Below are 17,636 nucleotides of genomic sequence, written 5' to 3'. Positions count from 1 at the left end.
GCACGTATCCATTGACCCCACCCATCCAGTTAATTAAATTTCATTTAACGAACCCGGAGTCCCGGGCCTCTCTCCCCCGTCCTCCTATGAAGCAGGTACGCCCTCATGAGCCGACACCTCCGCGTCGCCCTCGTCCAGACAGCCGCCGAGACCCTCGCCGACTTCGCCACCAACCTGCGCCGCCGCCAGAAGTCCCCCAGCGCCGCCGAACTCGTCGTGTACCCGGAGCTGCATCTGTGCTCGCCGGCCGACGACGCGTCGATGGACCTGGAGGCCTACTACGCGGCGTACGCCGAACCCCTTGACGGCCCGCGGGGCAAGGAACTGGCCGCCTTGGCACGCGAGTTGGGCGTCTGGCTGGTTCCCGGGACCGTCCTGGAACGAGCCGGGGACGGACGGGTCCACAACACGGCCGTGGTCTACAACCCGGAGGGCGAACTCGTCGCCCATTACCGGAAGATCTTCACCTGGCGCCCGTACGAGCCGATGGCACCGGGTCGCGACTTCGTCGTGTTCGACATGCCGGGTACCGGGCGCGTGGGCCTGTCCATCTGCTACGACGCGTGGTACCCGGAGGTCACCCGCCATCTCGCCTGGATGGGCGCCGAGCTGGTCCTCAACCTCGTCCAGACACCGACCTCGGGCCGCGCCCAGGAAATACCCCTCAACGTCGCCAACTCCATCGTCAACCAGGTCTGGACGGCCAGCGTCAACGGTGCGGCGCCGACCGCGCTGGGCCGGTCGCTGCTGGTCGACCCCGAGGGCGAGACCCGGGTGGCCGCGGTCGGCACGGAGGAAACGGTGTTGCTCAGCGTGGTCGACTTCGACCGGGTGCCGGCCGCCCGCATGCACGGCACGGGCGGAGACTCCTGGCCCTGGAACTATTTCGCTCCGGACGACACCCCGCTGGAGCTCCCGCTGTACAACGGCCGGATCGAGCCCACGAGTTGGCGCCCGGCAACCCCGCCCGAAACCCCGTCGGCGCTCCGAACCCGGCCCGCGCAGCAGCAGTCCCACGAGGACGCACAGGCGAGCCGGTGAGCGCCGCCACGCAAGGCTCGGGCAGCCCCGAACTCAAGGGGCACCTCTCCCTGGCCTCGGTCGTGACGTTCGGGGTCTCCTATATGGCGCCGAGCCTGGTGATTGTCCTGTTCGGGGTCGTGGCATCGGCCAGTTCCGGCACCGCACCCACCGCGTTCCTGCTGGCCACGGGCGCCATGTGTCTCACCGCGCTGAGCTACGCACGGATGGCCCGCCGCTACCCGGCGTCCGGCTCGGCCTATGTGTACGCGCGCCGTCAACTCGGTGCTCCGGTCGGCTTCTTGGTGGGGTGGGCGGTGCTGCTCGACTATCTCTTCCTGCCGATGATGGCCTGGCTGGTGCAGTCGGTGTACCTCAACGCCCAGTTCCCCGCGGTCCCCGTGTGGGTGTGGCTGATCGTCAACGCCGTACTCACCACCGTCGTCAACATCATCGGTCTCAACTTCACGGACCGACTGAACAAGGCCTTCACCGCGCTCGCGGTGCTCCTGGTCCTGCTCTTCGTCATCTACTGCCTGATCCACCTCGCCGGCCACCGCCCGGCCTCGTACTCCGCTCCGCTGTGGAACGACGGGACGACACTCGCGGGAGTCTCCGCGGCAGCCGCGGTGGCCGCGTACTCGTACCTCGGCTTCGACGCCGTCACCACTCTGGCCGAGGAGACCCGAGACCCGGCCCGCACGATTCCCCGGGCCGTCGTACTCGTCGTCGCGATCGGCGGACTCCTCTTCGCCGGCGTCGCCTACGTCATGCAACTGGTGCACCCCGGCGGCCAGTTCGCCAACCCCGACATCGCCGGGTACACCCTCTCCGTCCAGGTGGGCGGCCAGGCGTTCGCCGACTGGACGAACACCGCCACCATCATCGGAGGCTTCGCCTCAGGCGTGGCCGTACAACTCTCGACCAGCCGCCTGCTCTACACGATGGGCCGCGACGGAGTCCTGCCCCGCCGCGTCTTCGGCATCCTCAATCCACGCACCCACTCCCCTGTACGCGGCCTCCTCGTCACGGCAGCGATGGCCGCCGTCGGCCTGAACATCTCGCTCGCCACAGCCACCTCCTTCGTCAACTTCGGCGCCTTCCTGGCCTTCACCGCGGTGAACGCCTGCACCATCGCGTACTACATCCGCCATCGCCGGACGGAACCCGGCGTCGGAGCCCTTGGCTACCTCCTCATCCCCGCACTCGCCGCATGCGTGACGATCTACCTCCTCACTCAACTCAGCGGCACCGCCCTGACCATCGGAGTCTGCTGGCTGTGTGCCGGGCTCGGTTGGCTGGCCTGGATCACCCGAGGGTTCAGCCGGCCTACGCCAGAGGTGATCGCCGGGACGGAGGCCACTCCGCCGACAGCGGCACAGGAGCCGGCCGTGACCGAGTCCTGAAAGGTCCGCCCTCCCACTGCAGCCCGTTCAGCGGCGGAGTTTCTGGCCGACACCACAAGGACGAGCACCGCCAGTTGCCGAAGCGGGGCTGGTACGGCACCGACTCCGGCGCCGCCGCGCCCACCCCGCAGGCTCTCGCCCAGCAGCGCACCGCCGAAGCCGCCCAGGGAGCCGGCCGCGGTCCGCGCCGCGACGCCGCATCGTTCAGGCCGCAACGGGTGCCCAACAAGGCTCCTCCATCGATACTGGCGGAGAAGCCGCAGACGTCGACCAACACCACATGACGAGCCGTCAGCAAAGCCGGCATCGGGTCAGCACCAGCACCACCGAAGCCCACCGTCGACAGCCGTGGACCGCCAAGATCCAGAACCGACTACACCCGATCCGACCAGGCAAGACGCAGGTCATGGCACTACCTGCTAACGTCACCCGGAGGTACCAATGAAGATGTTGATCAACGTAGCCGAGTCGGTCGTCCCCGACGCCCTGCGCGGGATGGCCGCCGCCCACCCCGAGCTGAATGTGGACGTCGAGAACCGGGTGATCGTGCGCCGGGACGCGCCGGTGGCCGGGAAGGTGGCATTGGTGTCGGGGGGCGGGTCCGGGCACGAGCCGCTGCACGGTGGGTTCGTCGGACCCGGGATGCTCACCGCGGCCTGCCCCGGTGAGGTGTTCACCTCGCCCGTGCCGGATCAGATGGTGCGGGCCGCCGCCGCGGTGGACAGCGGCGCAGGTGTGCTGTTCATCGTGAAGAACTACACCGGTGACGTGCTGAACTTCGACATGGCCGCCGAGCTCGCCGAGGACGAGGGCGTCCAGGTCGCCAAGGTGCTCGTCAACGACGACGTCGCCGTCACCGACTCCCTCTACACCGCCGGGCGGCGCGGCACCGGGGCGACCCTGTTCGTGGAGAAGATCGCCGGTGCCGCCGCCGAGGAGGGGCAGCCGCTGGAGCGCGTCGAGGCGATCGCCCGGCAGGTCAATGAGAACGCGCGGAGTTTCGGCGTCGCGCTGAGCGCCTGCAGTACGCCGGCCAAGGGCGCGCCCACCTTCGATCTGCCGTCCGGCGAGCTGGAGTTGGGCATCGGCATCCACGGTGAGCCGGGCCGGGAGCGGCGCCCCATGATGACGTCCGGGGAGATCGCGGACTTCTCCGTGAACGCCGTACTTGAGGACCTGAACCCCAGCAGCCCCGTCCTTGTCCTGGTCAACGGGATGGGCGCCACGCCGCTGCTCGAGCTGTACGGCTTCAACGCCGAGGTGCAGCGGGTGCTCGAGGAGCGCGGCGTGCCGGTCGCCCGCACGCTCGTCGGGAACTACGTCACGGCGCTCGACATGTCCGGCGCCTCCGTCACGATCTGCCAGGCCGACGAGGAACTGCTGCGCCTGTGGGACGCGCCCGTCAGCACGGCGGGGCTTCGCTGGGGAATGTGACAGTTTTCGGGAATCCGTCACACCGTCCCACCACCACGTCAACGAACCTGAAACGCAAGGAGATCACGTGCTCGACGCCGACTTCTTCCGGCGCTGGCTGACGGCGACCGCCGCGGCCGTGGACCGCGAGGCCGACCGGCTCACCGAACTCGACTCGCCGATCGGCGACGCGGATCACGGCAGCAATCTGCAGCGCGGGTTCAACGCCGTGCGCGCCACCCTCGACAAGGACGCACCGGACACTCCGGGGGCCGTGCTCACCACGGCCGGACGACAGTTGATCTCGACGGTGGGCGGCGCTTCGGGGCCGCTGTACGGGACGCTGCTGCGCAAAACCGGCAAGGCGCTGGGCGACGCGGCCGAGGTCGGCGAGGCGGACTTCGCGCAGGCGCTGAAGGCCGGCGTCGACGCCGTCGCCGCGCTCGGCGGGGCGGCGCCCGGCGACAAGACGATGCTCGACGCCCTCGTACCCGCGGTGGAGGCGCTCGCCGACGGGGACTTCGCCGCGGCGCGGGCGGCGGCCGAGCACGGGGCCGAGGCCACCATCCCGCTCCAGGCCCACAAGGGGCGGGCGAGTTACCTCGGTGAGCGCAGCATCGGGCACAAGGATCCGGGCGCCACGTCGTCGGCGCTGCTGATCGCCGCGCTGGCCGAGACGGCGAACGCCGAGGCGGGGGCGGGCGCATGAGTACACCCGACAAGCCCGTCGGCATCGTGCTGGTCTCGCACAGCAAGGACGTCGCAGAGTCCGTGGCGCGGCTCGCGGCCGGGCTCTCCGGAGGCGGTGACACCGCGCCCGTCGCGGCGGCGGGCGGCACGGAGGACGGCGGCCTCGGCACCAGCTCCGAGCTGATCTCGGCGGCCGCCGCCGAGGTCGACCGGGGTGCGGGTGTCGCGATCCTCGTCGACCTCGGCAGCGCCGTGCTGACCGTGAAGGCGCTGCTGGCCGAGGGCGACGAACTCCCGGACGGCACACGCCTCGTGGACGCCCCCTTCGTGGAGGGCGCGATCGCCGCGGTCGTCACCGCCTCCACCGGGGCGGACCTGGACGCGGTCGCCGCGGCGGCCTCGGAGGCGTACACGTACCGGAAGGAATGAGGGAGCGGGGAGCGCCTCGCCGCCTCCCCCTCCTTCCCGCCTCACCGCCTCTCCGCCTCCCTCAACGAGCCTTTGGTTCAGACCTGTTGGCGCGCACCCCTTGAGGAGACCCCTCCTCTCGTGCCATACAGGTCTGTACCAATCCGCTCGAACGGAAGGCCCTCCGTGCGACGCCTCCCCCCACGCGCCCCGATCGCCCGCGCGGCCTGCACCGCCGCGCTCGTGCCCGCGCTCGCCTCCTGCGGTCTCCTCTCCGACAGTGCGAAGGCCGAGGGTCCCGCCCTCTCCGCGCCGGCCGGGGTCACCGCACAGGCCGGAAGCGCCACCTCCGTGCACGTCATGTGGAACCGGCCCGCGAGCACGGCGCAGGTCGAGGGGTACGAGGTGTACCGCGGCGCCAAGCGCGTGAAGCGGCTTCCCGCGCAGCGGCACATGGTCGACGTCACCGGGCTCTCCCCCACGTCACGTTACGTGTTCACGGTGCGCGCCCGCGGCACGGACGGTTCCCTGGGGCCCGCCAGTGCCCGGGTCACCGTCACCACCCCGGCCGCCGTCAAGGAGGACCGCGCGGCGCCGAGCCGGCCGGCCGGGCTGCGCGGGGAGGCGGACGGGAGCCGGGCCGTATCGCTGGTGTGGCGCAAGGCGACGGACGACCGGGGCGTCGCCTCGTACGACATCTACCAGGGCGCCGCGAAGATCCACAGCGTCGGCGGCAAGGAGACGCGGGCGCTGGTCACGGGGCTGCGGCCGGGTACCGCGTACGCGTTCAGCGTGCGGGCCAGGGACGCCGCCGACAACACCTCGGCCGCGAGCGGGACGCTGCGCCTGACGACCGCGCGGGGCAAGGGCGAGACGGGGTCCGGGACCGCCCCTTCGGGGTTCGAGGCGTCGGCGCGGCGCTCGAAGGGCGCGTACTACATCGACCTGGCGTGGACGCCACCGCGGACCGGCGGCGAGGTCCCGGCGTACCAGGTGTTCCTGGACGGCCGGGAAGCGACGACGGTGATGTGGGGCGAGAGCGCGCCGGCCGACTCGTCGACGTACAGCTTCTACATCGGCAAGAAGCCGCACGTGACACACCGGGTGAAGCTGCGCGCGCAGTTGCCGGACGGGACGTGGGGTGCCTTCTCGGCGGAGCGGAAGGTGACCACGGAGGACCGCTGAGGCTCAGTCGAGCTCCGTCAGGGTGCGCTCCAGCCAGTCCACCCAGAACCGTTCGAGATCGATGCCCGCGCGCAGTACCGCGTGCTGCAAACGGTCGGCCTCGCTGTTCTTCTCCGGCGGGAAGTCCCGCTTCTCGATGTCCTGGTACGTCGCCAACTGCTCGCGGTGCAGGGCGAGATGGCGCGTCAGGTCCTCGGCGATACCCTCCGTGCCGACCACCGCTGCCGAGCGCAGACGCAGCGGCAGCGGATCGCGCAGCGGCCTGGGGTCCTGCGGGGTGGCCGTCCAGCGGGCGAGTTCGGCGCGGCCCCGCGGCAGGACCTCGTACTCCTTCTTCTGGCCGCGGGCGGGTGCCTCGGCGGGGAGCACGAGGATCAGTCCCTCGCGTTCGAGTTTGCCGAGCTCCCGGTAGATCTGCTGATGCGTGGCCGACCAGAAGTAGCCGATGGACTTGTCGAACCTGCGGGTCAGTTCGAGGCCCGACGACGGCTTCTCCAGGAGCGCCGTGAGGATCGCGTGCGGGAGTGACATGTCGCCCAGAGTAAGAGTAGGTGGGGGCGGCCACGCGTCCGGCGGGCCCGGACACGTGACCACCCGGTCTCGGAGAGAGTCCTACAGAGCCGCCGCGACCTCGGTGCCCTGCTTGATGGCGCGCTTGGCGTCGAGCTCGGCCGCGAGGTCGGCGCCGCCGATCAGGTGCGGGGTACGTCCGGCGGCCACCAGGTCGTCGTACAGCGAGCGGTGGGGCTCCTGGCCCGCGCACAGGACGACGGTGTCGACAGGGATGAGGGACCGCTCGCCCTCGACGGTGACGTGCAGGCCCGCGTCGTCGATCAGGTCGTACGTGGCGCCCGCGACCATGGTGACGCCGCGGTGGCGCAGTTCGGTGCGGTGGATCCAGCCGGTCGTCTTGCCGAGGCCCGCGCCGACCTTGGTGGCCTTGCGCTGCACGAGGTGCACCTGGCGCGGCGGGGTGGGCCGCTCGGGCCTGGCGAGGCCGCCGCGGTCGGCGTAGTCCATGTCGACGCCCCACTGCCGGAAGTACGTGGCCGGGTCCAGGCTCGCCTTCTCGCCGCCGTCGGTGAGGTACTCGGCGACGTCGAAGCCGATGCCGCCGGCGCCGATGATCGCGACGCGGTCGCCGACGGGCGCCTGGCCGCGCAGGACGTCGAGGTAGCCGACGACCTTCGGGTGGTCGACGCCGTCGATGGCGGGGGTGCGCGGGGCGACGCCGGTGGCGACGACGACCTCGTCGTAGGAGCCGAGGTCGCCGGCCTCGACGCGGGTCTCCAACTTGACGTTCACGCCGTACAGTTCGAGCTGCGTGCGGAAGTAGCGCAGCGTCTCGTTGAACTCCTCCTTGCCGGGGACCTGGCGGGCGACGTTGAGCTGTCCGCCGATCTCGGCGGCGGCGTCGAAGAGGGTCACGTCGTGGCCGCGCTCGGCGGTGCTGACGGCGCAGGCGAGTCCGGCGGGGCCCGCGCCGACGACGGCGACGCGCTTCTTCAACCGGGTGGGGGTCAGCACCAGTTCGGTCTCGTGGCAGGCGCGCGGGTTCACCAGGCAGGAGGTGATCTGGAGGCTGAAGATGTGGTCCAGGCAGGCCTGGTTGCAGCCGATGCACGTGTTGATGGTGTCGGACCGCTCCGCGGCGGCCTTGTTCACGAACTCGGGGTCGGCGAGCATCGGGCGCGCCATGGAGACCATGTCGGCGGCGCCGTCGGCCAGCAACTCCTCCGCGAGTTCAGGGGTGTTGATGCGGTTGGTGGTCACCAGCGGGATGTTCACCTCGCCCATCACCTTCTTGGTGACGAAGGTGTACGCGCCGCGCGGCACGGACGTGGCGATGGTGGGGATGCGGGCCTCGTGCCAGCCGATGCCGGTGTTGATGATGGTGGCTCCGGCCGCCTCGATCTCCTTGGCGAGGTGCACGACCTCGTCGAGGGTCGAGCCGCCGGGGACCAGGTCCAGCATGGACAGCCGGTAGATGAGGATGAAGTCGGGGCCGACCCGCTCGCGCACGCGGCGCACGATCTCGACGGCGAACCGGATCCGGTTCTCGTAGGAGCCGCCCCAGCGGTCCTCGCGGTGGTTGGTGGCGGAGACGATGAACTCGTTGATGAGGTAGCCCTCGGAGCCCATGACCTCGACGCCGTCGTACCCGGCGGACTTGGCGAGCTCGGCGGCGCGCGCGTAGTCCTCGATGGTCCGCTCGACCTCGTCGTCGGTGAGGGCGCGCGGGACGTGGGCGCTGATCGGCGCCTGCACGGCGCTCGGCGCGACGAGGCCCGCGTGGTGCGCGTACCGGCCGAAGTGCAGGATCTGCATGGCGATCTTGCCGCCCGCAGCGTGCACGGCGTCGGTGACCTCGCGGTGCTGCGCGGCCTCCGCCTCGGATGTCATCTTGGCGCCGCCGTCGAAGGTGCAGCCCTCGGCGTTGGGCGCGATGCCTCCGGTGACCATGAGGCCGACGCCGCCGCGGGCACGGGTGGCGTAGAACTCGGCCATGCGCGCGAACCCGTTCGGCGCCTCCTCCAGGCCCACGTGCATCGAGCCCATCAGAACGCGGTTCGGCAGCGTCGTGAAGCCGAGGTCGAGCGGGGCGAGCAGGTGCGGATAGCGGCTCATGGGGCCCTCCGTGAGCGGTGAACGGTCGAGTCAGTTGTAGAGGACCCGCCCTATGTTTTGCAACAAGTTGCAAAAGAGATCCGCGCCACGTCCGACCGCCCCGGGGGCCGGGCTGGGTTGTAGAGTGCAACGAGCATCCCGAAAGGAACCGCCGTGGCACAGCAAGATCACGCGGCCGACCGCGAGGCGGCCGTGGAGACCATTCAGCGCGAGCTGACCTCGTTCGCCCGGCGCGCGCGGGCCACCGCCGCGCGGATGCACCCGGAGCTCTCGCTCGTCTCGTACTCGCTGCTCGCCCACCTCGACGAGCGGGGCGGCTGCCGTGCCACGGACCTGGCGGCGCACTACGCCCTCGACAAGTCGACCGTCAGCCGCCAGGTGGCCGCGCTGCAACGGGCCGGCCTCGTGGTCCGGCGCGTAGACCCCGACGACCACCGGGTCCAGGTCCTGCACCCGACCGAGGCCGGGGCCGACGTCCTGCGCCAGGTGACCGTCAACCGCCGCCAGATCTTCGGCGCCCGCCTGGCGGACTGGCCGGAGGAGGACCTGGAGCGGTTCGCGGACTACCTGGTGCGCTACAATCACGCGGCGCAGGAGGACCCCGGCGCGTAGGCCACTTCGCCTTACCGGGGCGCGCGCACCGTCCTGAAACGGGTCGTGTTGCGCAGGTGGAAGCCCAGGGACTCGTACAGGCGGATCGCGCTCTCGTTGCCCTCGCCGGTGTGCAGGAAGGGGGTCTCGCCGCGCTCCTGGACGACGGCCGCGACGGCCTTCACCAGGCGCCCCGCGAGGCCCTTGCCCCGGTGGTCCGGGTCGGTGCACACGGCGCTGACCTCGGTGTATCCGGGCAGGTGCAGGCGCTCCCCCGCCATGGCGATGAGCGCGCCGTCCTGGCGGATCCCCAGGTACGTGCCGAGCTCTATGGTGCGGGGCGTGAACGGGCCCGGCTGAGTGCGGGCCACCAAGTCGAGCATCTCCGGGACGTCGTCGGCGGTCAGCAGGACGGCCTCCGGGTCGGGACTCGCCTCGACCGCGTCACCGACCATGCGCACGCCCGCGTGGTCCACCGTCGTCTCCCAGCCCTCCGGCAGCTCGAAATCGGTACCGAGCAGCGGCAGTGTTCCGTCGGGGGCGGCGAAGGCGGCGAGGCCCGCCCAGTCCGAGGGGCTCGGCTCAGGGGGCAGCGCGGTCCACGGCGTGACGGCGGTGGGATAGCGCAGGGCGCGGCCGCTGCGCTCGGCGAAGTGCGCGTGCGGGCCGGTCAGCGCGGCGTACGCGGGGTGGTCGAGGGGGTGGAACCCACCGTCCTCGGCGTGCGGTGCGGCGGGGCCGGTGGCGCCCTCGTGCGGTGCGTACGGCTGCGTATGCGTCGGCGTCTGCGTCATCCGTCGGAACCTTCGAACCTTCTCCTGTGCCACTGCCGCACCATCCGTGCGATGCGGCCACAAGATCAGAACCGCCGGAAGGGCCGACACATTCCCTGACCCCGCGACGGACCCCACAGCGGACTCCACAGCGGACCCCGCACCATGCGCGCACGATCACGCTTGGCATCCTGGCGCGATGCCGTTCACGTCATTGAGTGATCACGTCAAGTCCCTCCTCGCCCCCGGAGAGCCGCTGCCGATCGTCGCGGCGGGCGACCCGGTGCTCCGCCGCCCCGCCGAGCCCTTCGACGGTCAGCTCCCGGACGAGTTGCTCGCCCGGCTGATCGCCGCGATGCGGGCCACCATGCACGCCGCACCCGGCGTGGGCCTGGCCGCGCCGCAGATCGGGGTGGGGCTGCGGCTCGCCGTCATCGAGGACGCGGCGGCCGTCAGCGAGGAGGTGCGGGCGGCGCGCGGGCGGGTGCCGCAGCCGTTCCGGGTCCTGATCAACCCGTCGTACGACGGCGTGGGATCGCGCCAAGTGGCGTTCTACGAAGGGTGCTTGAGCGTGCCGGGCTACCAGGCCGTCACCGCCCGGCACGAGCACGTGCGGCTGCGCGCCCTCGACGAGCAAGGGCACGCGGTGGACGAGGAGTTCACGGGCTGGCCCGCGCGGATCGTGCAGCACGAGACGGACCATCTGAACGGCACGCTCTATCTGGACCGTGCCGAGCTGCGGTCCCTGTCGTCCACGCAGAGCGCCGCGGCGGTGGAGCGCTGGGCGCAGCCGACGCCCCAACTCGCCGCGCGGGAGCTGGGGTTCGACCTCCCGGCGTCCGACTGAACGTGTCGTCCGACTGAGCGTCAGGACAGCGTCGGCATCTCGCCCTTGGCCGCCGTCACGTCGATGACGGAGAACGCGGCACCTTGGGGGTCCCCGACCGCCGCGCACCGGCCGAAGGGGGTGTCGAAGGGCCCGAAGTGCAGCTTGCCGCCCAGGCGTTGCACGGTGGAGACGGCGGCGTCGCAGTCATCGACGACGAAGTACACGTTGACGTACGACGGCACGTGCGGCGGGAAGTCGTCCGTCATCGCCATGCGGCCCATGGTCGGCTCGCCGTTCAGCTCCCAGACGTCGAAGTCGATCTGGTCGTCCTCCATCTTCTTCACGCCGTAGCCGAAGACGGCCGGGAAGAAGGAGTCGGTCTTCGCGGCGTTGCGGGTGTTGACCTCGGCCCAGCAGAACGCGCCGGGCTCGTTGACCTTCTCGAAGCCCTCGTGGGTGTCGGGCTGCCAGACACTGAAGACGACGCCGGCGGGGTCCTGGGCGGTGACCATCGTGCCGAACGAAGCGACCTGCATCGGGTCCATCATGAGGCTGCCGCCCGCGTCCTTGATCCGCTCGGCGACCGACCCGATGTCCGCGGTGGCGAGGTACAGATTCCAGGCGGGGTGCACACCCTCCGCGCCGGGCATCTGCGGCACGAGCGCCGCGACCCGCTTGCCGTCGGGCGTTTTCGCCTGCGTGTAGTTGCCGAACTCGGGGCTGCCCTCATCGTAGGTCCAGCCGAACAGCTCCGCGTAGAAGCTCTTCGCGGCCTCCACGTCGGGGAACATGGCGTCGGCCCAGACCGGCGCGCCTTCAGGACGAGCAGACATGAGCGACACCCTTCGGTCGGTCGCCGGGCACGACGCGGCCCGGCAGGCATGCGTCCACGCTAGGCGCGGCGGGCCTGCCGCGCGATCCGGTGGGGTCGGGCAATCGCTCCCGCTTACGCGGTTGAGGCGAGACGGTTCGTCTTGTTATAGTGACGGCATGGCTTTCCTTTACTTCTACGTCTGAGTCCGGCACGGCCGATGCCGCCGTTTCCGCTGCCCGTAGACCCTCCTTCGCATTCCAGGGAAGCCCCATGCGCTCACGCGCCCATGCCGCCGTGTCCACCGACGTGCCCACCACCCCTGCCACTGCTGTGGCGCAGCTGTCCGTCAAGGACGTCACCAAGTCCTACGACACCCGGACCGTCCTCGACCAGATCCGCTTCACCGTCCGTCCGGGCGAGAAGGCCGCCGTCATCGGCGAGAACGGCTCCGGCAAGTCGACCCTGCTGCGGCTGCTCGCCGCGGCCGAGGCGCCGGACTCCGGAGAGATCACCGTCGGCTTCCCCGGCGGCATCGGTCACCTCACCCAGACCCTCGACCTCGACGCGGACCGCACCGTGCAGGACGCCGTCGACCTCGCCCTCACCGAACTGCGCGCCATGGAACATCGGTTGCGGCGCGCGGAGGAGACCCTCGGCGCGGCCTCGGAGGTCGAACTCGCCGCCTACGGCGAGCTGTTGATCGCCTACGAGGAGCGCGGCGGATACGAGGCGGACGCCCGCGTGGACGCCGCGATGCACGGCCTCGGGCTCGCCCGGATCACCCGCGACCGGGTGCTCGGATCGCTGTCCGGCGGCGAGCAGTCCCGGCTCGCGCTCGCCTGTGTCCTGGCCGCCGCCCCCGAACTGCTCCTCCTCGACGAACCGACCAACCACCTCGACGCGGCGGCCGTGCGCTGGCTGGAGGAACACCTGCGCGCGCACCGCGGCACCGTCGTCGCGGTCACCCACGACCGCGGCTTCCTGGAGCGCATCGCCACCACGATCCTCGAAGTCGACCGGGACGCGCGCACGGTCCACCGGTACGGCGACGGCTGGGCCGGCTACCGCGCCGCGAAAGCCGCCGCCCGGCGCGGCGCGGAGCAGCGGTACACGGACTGGGTCGAGGAGGTGGCCCGCACGGAGGAACTGCTGGAGGCCGCGGGCAGGCGCCTCGCCGTCACCGGCGGCGACCCGAAACAGGGCTTCGGCAAGCACCGCCGCTCCAGCGAGGCCAAGCTCGGCGGCCAGGTGCGCTCCGCCCGCGAACGCCTGGGACAACTGCGCCGCAACCCGGTGCCGAAGCCCCCGGCACCACTGCGCTTCACGACGGCACTGTCTGCGACGGACGAACCCGCCGCCGTGCAAGGACCCCTCGCCGAGCTCGACGGCGTACGGGTCGGCGAACGGCTGCGCCTGGACGGGCTCCTCACGCTCACGCCCGGCGACCGGCTCCTGGTCACCGGCGAGAACGGCGCGGGCAAGACGACCCTCCTACGCGTCCTGGCTGGCGACCTGGAACCGGACGCGGGCACGGCCCGCCGCCCCGCCAGGATCGGCTACCTCGCGCAGGAACTGCCCGTCCACTCCACGCGGCTCCCGCTGCTCGCGGCGTTCGCCGCCGGACGCCCCGGAGCGCCGGACGAGTACGCCGAACAGCTTCTGACGCTCGGCCTGTTCCGCGAGGAGGACCTGCACGTACCGGTGGCCGCCCTGTCCGCGGGCCAGCAGCGGCGCCTGCAGATCGCCCGCCTGGTGACCCGCCCCGCGGACCTCCTCGTCCTCGACGAGCCGACCAACCACATCGCGCTCGACCTGGTCGAGGACCTCCAGGCGGCGCTCGCGACGTACCCGGGAGCGGTGGTCGTCGTGTCGCACGACCGCGATTTCCGCGCGAGCTTCGAAGGGGAGCGCCTCGAACTGCGCGCGGGCCGCCGCCACTGATCCACGCAGGGGCGGCCCCGCCACGCACACCCGTGCCGGAGCCGCCCCGGCCCTCCACCGGACGCCCCGTCTCCCCACCGAGGAACCCATGACCACCTTCCTGACACCACAACAGCGCGCGGGCCGCCGCTCCGCCGCCGTCGACGCGGCGGTCGCGGCCGGGCGTGAGCTCGGCCTGACCATCACGGACGCGGCGGTGCTGCACGACGTCTTCTCCGTCGTCGTCCACCTGGCACCCTCGCCGCCCGCGAACATCCTCACGCTCGTGCCGCAGCTGCCCGAGCTGACCGAGTACCTCGCGCCCGCTGTCGAGCATTGGCAGACGACGCCCTTCGCGGGCGGCGAGGACGACTGAGAGCGATACGGGGAACCCCGAGGCCCCCTGCCCGACCCCCTCAGCGGCGCGTGGCCACGACCAGCCTGCACCGCGGGCTGCCGTCGGGCCGCTCGCCGAGTTCGGGCAGCGCGCGCAGCGCCACGTCGAATCCGGCGCGGTCCAACTCCCGGCGCACGTCGCCGAGTCGGAACGGGCGGTAGTACATGACGAACGGGGGCCGCCACACCGCGTTGCGCACCCGCATCGCGCCGTCGAAGCCGAGCATCGCCCAGTAGCCCACCGAACCGGGGGCCGCGGGCGCGGGCAGCGGGAAGGCGAACTGCCCGCCGGTGCGCAGCACTTGGCACACTTCGGAGAACAGCCGGGGCCACTCACGCGGCAGGAAGTGCCCGAACGCCCCGAAGCTCACCACCAGATCGAAGACCTCACCGAAGGGCAGCGTGAGCGCGTCCGCGCGGACGCAGTGGGCCGTCGGCTCTCCGCGCCGCGCGACGTCCAGCATGCCGCCGCTGAAGTCCACGCCCACGGACCGCCCGACGCCCGCCTCGCGGAGCACGCGCAGGCCCGCGCCGGTGCCGCAGCACAGGTCGAGCCCGGTGGCATACGGGCCGAGTCCGGCGAGCGCGCGGCCCACCGAATCGAGCACGGCATCCGGGGTGCGGAACGGCGTGTGGTCGAATTTCGGCGCCAGCAGGTCGTACCCCCGCTCGACCGAGGAAAGCGCCTGAACGGCCAGCTCGCGGAGGGTGGGACCCTGATCGGTGAACATGGCGGATCAGCATAGGGCGCGCCGCCGCCGAAGTCGGGGCTTGCCGCGCGGCAGGGATCTGGTGGTACGGTCTTAGCGGTACATGTGCTCGCCCGTTTCGAGGCGCCGGTACCGAATCTCTCCTTTCAGCGCTTTCGGTCCGACGGTGTTCCCGTCGCCACACAGCGCACGTCATCCCTGGTCAGCGGCTTCTGGCGGGCTCTTCACCCGTTGCCGCACGCACCAGGTTTTCCCCGGCCGCGGGGCGCGCTCAGCCGCCCCTGCCACTCGCCGGATCCCCTCCCTTCCCTGCTCTTGTACGCCTGCCGCGTCCGCGGCCCGGCCCGCGAAAGGACCTGTGATCGCCATGACCACGGCCACCACCACAACCCGAGAAACCACCACACCCCAAGAACCCGTCCGCGCCGCCGGCGTCCTCGACATCGGCGGGAACGGGCACGGTTCCCTGCGGGCGACCGACCTGATCCCGACGTCGCACGACGTCCAGGTTCCCGCCCACCTCATCCGCCAACTCGGCCTGCGCAAGGGCGACTTCGTCGACGGGACATGCGGGAAGCCACGCTCCCTCGCGCACGTCGAGACCGTCGGCGGCGCGCCCGCGGAGACGGCCCGCCGCCGCCCGCACTTCGCCGATCTCACCCCGCTGCACCCCAGCGAACGGTTCCGTCTGGAGCACCCGGCCGCCGGGCTCGCCGGACGGGTCGTCGACCTGTTCACGCCCGTCGGCAAGGGGCAGCGCGGCCTGATCGTCGCGCCGCCGAAGACCGGCAAGACGGTGCTGCTGCAGCAGCTCGCCGCCGCGTTCGCCGCGAACCACCCCGAGGCGCACCTCATGGTGGTGCTCGTCGACGAGCGCCCCGAGGAGGTCACCGACATGCGCCGCTCCGTGCGCGGCGAGGTGTACGCCTCGACGTTCGACCAGCCGGCGAAGGCGCACATCGCGCTCGCCGAACTCGCGGTCGAGCGCGCCAAGCGGCTCACCGAGCAGGGCCGCGATGTAGTGATCCTCCTGGACTCCCTCACCCGGCTGTGCCGCGCGTACAACAACGCGGCCTCCACCAGCGGCCGCACCCTGTCGGGCGGTGTCGACGCCGCCGCGCTGCACGGCCCGAAGCGCTTCTTCGGCGCGGCCCGCGACGCCGAGGAGGCCGGGTCGCTGACCATCCTCGCCACCGCCCTCGTAGACACCGGCTCCCGCGCCGACGACTACTACTTCGAGGAGCTCAAGAGCACCGGAAACATGGAGCTGCGCCTGGACCGCGTCCTCGCGCAGCGCCGCGTCCACCCGGCCGTCGAGCTCACCCCGTCCGGCACCCGCCGCGAGGAACTCCTGCTCTCCGCCCCCGAGTTGACCGTCGTCCGCGGACTGCGGCGGGCCCTGCAGAGCCGGGACCCGGCCGCCTCCTACGAGGCCCTGCTCGACAAGCTGCGCCAGAGCCCGGACAACGCCACGTTCCTGCGCCAGGCGCAGTCGACCGTGCCCACCACCTGACCGCACCCCCGCATGCGTAATACTCGACGCATGAACGCGAGCATGACGCGCCGTGGAGGCGGCCGGGCGGTCACCATCCGGCGGGCCACCACCCAGGACGCCCGGCGCCTCACCCGCCTCGTGCGCGGCTCCAGCGCCTACCGGGACCCGTACGCCTCCATGGTCGCGGGCTACCGGGTGGGACCCGACTACGTAGAGGCGCACCACGTCTACGTAGCAGTGGATCAGGGCGACGAGCGAGTGCTCGGCTTCTACGCGCTGCTCACCGAGCCGCCGGAGCTGGACCTGATGTTCGTCGCGGACGAGGCGCAGGGCCGGGGCATCGGCCGGCTGCTCGTCGACCACATGCGGGCGCAGGCCCGAGCCGCGGGCCTCGACCACGTCCGCGTCGTCGCACACCCGCCCGCCGAGGGCTTCTACCGCTCCATGGGCGCGCACCGCACCGGCACGGTGCCCGCGCGCCCGCCGGCCGTCGCCTGGGACCGGCCCGAACTCGAATTCGCCATTCCTCCGGCCGTCTGAGGTCTTCCGCCCTTGCCCGCCACAGCGCACACTCGTGGGCGTCGGAATGCGGCAAGGAGGCCACATTGGGCAGCAGTCAGGCACGCGCCGAGGCGTTCGACGTGATCGTGGAGATCCCGCAGGGGTCCCGGAACAAATACGAGATGGACCACGATCTCGGCCGGATCCGGCTCGACCGGATGCTGTTCACGTCGACGCAGTACCCCGCGGACTACGGCTACATCGAGGGCACGCTCGGCGGCGACGGCGACCCCCTGGACGCGCTCGTCCTGACCGGCGACGCGACGTTCCCCGGCTGCGTCATCGAGTGCCGGGCGATCGGCATGTTCGTGATGAGCGACGAGAAGGGCCCGGACGAGAAGGTGCTGTGCGTGCCCGCGCACGACCCACGGCACGACGCGACCCGGGACATCGAGGACATCCCCGAGTTCGACCGCCTGGAGATCACCCACTTCTTCGAGGTCTACAAGGATCTGGAGCCGGGCAAGTCGGTCGACGGCTCCCACTGGGAGGGCCGGGAGAAGGCGTACGAGGAGATCGACCGGGCCCGTGAGCGCGCTTCCGGGTAGGTAGTAGGGTGGCCGGGCCGTGGTGCTCGGGAAGACCGGTGACGGCCCTTCAGGGGCCCATTCCGGAGCGGCCCTCGCCACTGTGATCGGGTTTCGGACAGCGCCGTCCGGAGCGCGCCGTTCCACCCTGTACGCCACTGGCGGCCGACGGCCGCCGGGAAGGCCGGAGCGGCGGGCACGCCCGTAAGCCAGGAGACCGGCCGCGGCATCTCACGAAGTGATCCACGAGGTGCTGGAGCGTGATCGACG

General features: G+C 71.5%; 19 protein-coding genes and 1 riboswitch. Of the genes, 14 read left to right on the top strand and 5 right to left on the bottom strand.

From position 1 onward, the window contains the following. The first annotated feature begins 105 nt into the window (after positions 1-105). The 7 genes from ACIRHA_RS02395 (at position 106) to ACIRHA_RS02365 (ending at position 6,122) form a co-directional block, all read left to right on the top strand. Positions 106-1,041 carry a carbon-nitrogen hydrolase family protein gene (locus tag ACIRHA_RS02395; protein ID WP_403838959.1) on the top strand — a complete coding sequence of 312 codons (936 nt, stop codon included), beginning with the start codon at positions 106-108 and terminating at the stop codon, positions 1,039-1,041. Then, positions 1,038-2,426, top strand: coding sequence for an APC family permease (locus ACIRHA_RS02390; RefSeq protein WP_403838957.1), 1,389 nt, complete (start codon positions 1,038-1,040; stop codon positions 2,424-2,426). Before ACIRHA_RS02395 ends, ACIRHA_RS02390 begins: the two co-directional genes overlap by 4 nt. A 74-nt stretch (positions 2,427-2,500) precedes the next feature. Further along, a complete protein-coding gene (locus ACIRHA_RS02385; protein WP_403838955.1) occupies positions 2,501-2,710 on the top strand; it encodes a hypothetical protein in 210 nt (69 codons plus the stop codon). Between the two features lie 157 nt (positions 2,711-2,867). After that, positions 2,868-3,860 carry a dihydroxyacetone kinase subunit DhaK gene (dhaK, locus tag ACIRHA_RS02380; protein ID WP_403838953.1) on the top strand — a complete coding sequence of 331 codons (993 nt, stop codon included), beginning with the start codon at positions 2,868-2,870 and terminating at the stop codon, positions 3,858-3,860. A gap of 67 nt (positions 3,861-3,927) precedes the next feature. Then, positions 3,928-4,548, top strand: a complete 621-nt coding sequence (gene dhaL, locus ACIRHA_RS02375) for a dihydroxyacetone kinase subunit DhaL (RefSeq protein WP_403838951.1) — start codon at positions 3,928-3,930, stop codon at positions 4,546-4,548. After that, positions 4,545-4,958 carry a dihydroxyacetone kinase phosphoryl donor subunit DhaM gene (gene dhaM, locus ACIRHA_RS02370; protein ID WP_403838949.1) on the top strand — a complete coding sequence of 138 codons (414 nt, stop codon included), beginning with the start codon at positions 4,545-4,547 and terminating at the stop codon, positions 4,956-4,958. Before dhaL ends, dhaM begins: the two co-directional genes overlap by 4 nt. Positions 4,959-5,123: 165 nt before the next feature. Then, positions 5,124-6,122, top strand: a complete 999-nt coding sequence (locus ACIRHA_RS02365; protein WP_403838947.1) for a fibronectin type III domain-containing protein — start codon at positions 5,124-5,126, stop codon at positions 6,120-6,122. A 3-nt stretch (positions 6,123-6,125) separates the two neighbouring features. Here ACIRHA_RS02365 and ACIRHA_RS02360 read toward each other — a convergent pair whose 3' ends face one another. Together ACIRHA_RS02360 and ACIRHA_RS02355 are read right to left on the bottom strand one after the other, a co-directional pair. After that, positions 6,126-6,653 (bottom strand): PadR family transcriptional regulator, encoded by a 528-nt coding sequence (locus ACIRHA_RS02360; protein WP_403838945.1) that lies wholly within the window; start codon positions 6,651-6,653, stop codon positions 6,126-6,128. Between the two features lie 81 nt (positions 6,654-6,734). Then, positions 6,735-8,750 carry an FAD-dependent oxidoreductase gene (locus ACIRHA_RS02355; protein WP_403838943.1) on the bottom strand — a complete coding sequence of 672 codons (2,016 nt, stop codon included), beginning with the start codon at positions 8,748-8,750 and terminating at the stop codon, positions 6,735-6,737. Positions 8,751-8,903: 153 nt separating this feature from the next. On the opposite strand from ACIRHA_RS02355, the gene ACIRHA_RS02350 reads away from it, so the two are divergent. Beyond that, positions 8,904-9,362 carry a MarR family winged helix-turn-helix transcriptional regulator gene (locus tag ACIRHA_RS02350; protein WP_403838941.1) on the top strand — a complete coding sequence of 153 codons (459 nt, stop codon included), beginning with the start codon at positions 8,904-8,906 and terminating at the stop codon, positions 9,360-9,362. 11 nt (positions 9,363-9,373) lie between these two features. On the opposite strand, the gene ACIRHA_RS02345 is transcribed toward ACIRHA_RS02350, so the two are convergent. Beyond that, positions 9,374-10,135, bottom strand: a complete 762-nt coding sequence (locus ACIRHA_RS02345) for a GNAT family N-acetyltransferase (RefSeq protein ID WP_403838939.1) — start codon at positions 10,133-10,135, stop codon at positions 9,374-9,376. A 178-nt stretch (positions 10,136-10,313) separates the two neighbouring features. Here ACIRHA_RS02345 and def point away from each other — a divergent pair, with 178 nt between their 5' ends. Next, positions 10,314-10,961, top strand: coding sequence for a peptide deformylase (gene def / locus ACIRHA_RS02340; RefSeq protein ID WP_403838937.1), 648 nt, complete (start codon positions 10,314-10,316; stop codon positions 10,959-10,961). A gap of 20 nt (positions 10,962-10,981) precedes the next feature. Here def and ACIRHA_RS02335 read toward each other — a convergent pair whose 3' ends face one another. Continuing rightward, on the bottom strand, positions 10,982-11,776 hold the full coding sequence (locus tag ACIRHA_RS02335; protein WP_403838935.1) for a VOC family protein: 795 nt from the start codon (positions 11,774-11,776) through the stop codon (positions 10,982-10,984). A gap of 251 nt (positions 11,777-12,027) precedes the next feature. Here ACIRHA_RS02335 and abc-f point away from each other — a divergent pair, with 251 nt between their 5' ends. Continuing rightward, positions 12,028-13,698, top strand: coding sequence for a ribosomal protection-like ABC-F family protein (gene abc-f / locus ACIRHA_RS02330; protein WP_403838933.1), 1,671 nt, complete (start codon positions 12,028-12,030; stop codon positions 13,696-13,698). An 88-nt stretch (positions 13,699-13,786) separates the two neighbouring features. Next, complete coding sequence (locus ACIRHA_RS02325) at positions 13,787-14,053, top strand: hypothetical protein (protein ID WP_403838931.1); 267 nt, start codon at positions 13,787-13,789, stop codon at positions 14,051-14,053. Positions 14,054-14,093: 40 nt separating this feature from the next. Here ACIRHA_RS02325 and ACIRHA_RS02320 read toward each other — a convergent pair whose 3' ends face one another. Continuing rightward, on the bottom strand, positions 14,094-14,804 hold the full coding sequence (locus ACIRHA_RS02320) for a class I SAM-dependent methyltransferase (RefSeq protein WP_403838929.1): 711 nt from the start codon (positions 14,802-14,804) through the stop codon (positions 14,094-14,096). Positions 14,805-15,150: 346 nt separating this feature from the next. On the opposite strand from ACIRHA_RS02320, the gene rho reads away from it, so the two are divergent. The 3 genes from rho to ACIRHA_RS02305 all read left to right on the top strand — a co-directional run bounded on the left by rho (position 15,151) and on the right by ACIRHA_RS02305 (position 17,387). Next, entirely contained in the window at positions 15,151-16,296 is a 1,146-nt protein-coding gene (gene rho / locus ACIRHA_RS02315; protein ID WP_403838927.1) for a transcription termination factor Rho, read from the top strand. 30 nt (positions 16,297-16,326) lie between these two features. Then, positions 16,327-16,818: a GNAT family N-acetyltransferase gene (locus tag ACIRHA_RS02310; protein WP_403838925.1), complete on the top strand. Its 492-nt coding sequence runs from the start codon at positions 16,327-16,329 to the stop codon at positions 16,816-16,818. A 65-nt stretch (positions 16,819-16,883) separates the two neighbouring features. Next, positions 16,884-17,387, top strand: coding sequence for an inorganic diphosphatase (locus ACIRHA_RS02305; protein WP_403838923.1), 504 nt, complete (start codon positions 16,884-16,886; stop codon positions 17,385-17,387). Next, a riboswitch (cobalamin riboswitch) is annotated at positions 17,377-17,607 on the top strand. Its footprint overlaps the gene before it by 11 nt. The last annotated feature ends 29 nt before the right edge of the window (positions 17,608-17,636 follow it).

This window comes from Streptomyces sp. NPDC102360 (assembly GCF_044766085.1).
Lineage (GTDB): Bacteria > Actinomycetota > Actinomycetes > Streptomycetales > Streptomycetaceae > Streptomyces.
Note: the sequence above shows the minus strand (reverse complement) of the source record. Positions and strands in the feature narration are given on the sequence as shown.

Excerpts from the sequence above, each read along its gene's own strand:
- ACIRHA_RS02395 (WP_403838959.1), top strand. The coding sequence starts at position 106 with ATGAGCCGACACCTCCGCGTCGCCCTCGTCCAGACAGCCGCCGAGACC.
- dhaK (WP_403838953.1), top strand. The coding sequence starts at position 2,868 with ATGAAGATGTTGATCAACGTAGCCGAGTCGGTCGTCCCCGACGCCCTG.
- dhaM (WP_403838949.1), top strand. The coding sequence starts at position 4,545 with ATGAGTACACCCGACAAGCCCGTCGGCATCGTGCTGGTCTCGCACAGC.
- ACIRHA_RS02360 (WP_403838945.1), bottom strand. The coding sequence starts at position 6,653 with ATGTCACTCCCGCACGCGATCCTCACGGCGCTCCTGGAGAAGCCGTCG.
- ACIRHA_RS02355 (WP_403838943.1), bottom strand. The coding sequence starts at position 8,750 with ATGAGCCGCTATCCGCACCTGCTCGCCCCGCTCGACCTCGGCTTCACG.
- ACIRHA_RS02345 (WP_403838939.1), bottom strand. The coding sequence starts at position 10,135 with ATGACGCAGACGCCGACGCATACGCAGCCGTACGCACCGCACGAGGGC.
- def (WP_403838937.1), top strand. The coding sequence starts at position 10,314 with ATGCCGTTCACGTCATTGAGTGATCACGTCAAGTCCCTCCTCGCCCCC.
- ACIRHA_RS02335 (WP_403838935.1), bottom strand. The coding sequence starts at position 11,776 with ATGTCTGCTCGTCCTGAAGGCGCGCCGGTCTGGGCCGACGCCATGTTC.
- abc-f (WP_403838933.1), top strand. The coding sequence starts at position 12,028 with ATGCGCTCACGCGCCCATGCCGCCGTGTCCACCGACGTGCCCACCACC.
- ACIRHA_RS02325 (WP_403838931.1), top strand. The coding sequence starts at position 13,787 with ATGACCACCTTCCTGACACCACAACAGCGCGCGGGCCGCCGCTCCGCC.
- ACIRHA_RS02320 (WP_403838929.1), bottom strand. The coding sequence starts at position 14,804 with ATGTTCACCGATCAGGGTCCCACCCTCCGCGAGCTGGCCGTTCAGGCG.
- rho (WP_403838927.1), top strand. The coding sequence starts at position 15,151 with ATGACCACGGCCACCACCACAACCCGAGAAACCACCACACCCCAAGAA.
- ACIRHA_RS02310 (WP_403838925.1), top strand. The coding sequence starts at position 16,327 with ATGAACGCGAGCATGACGCGCCGTGGAGGCGGCCGGGCGGTCACCATC.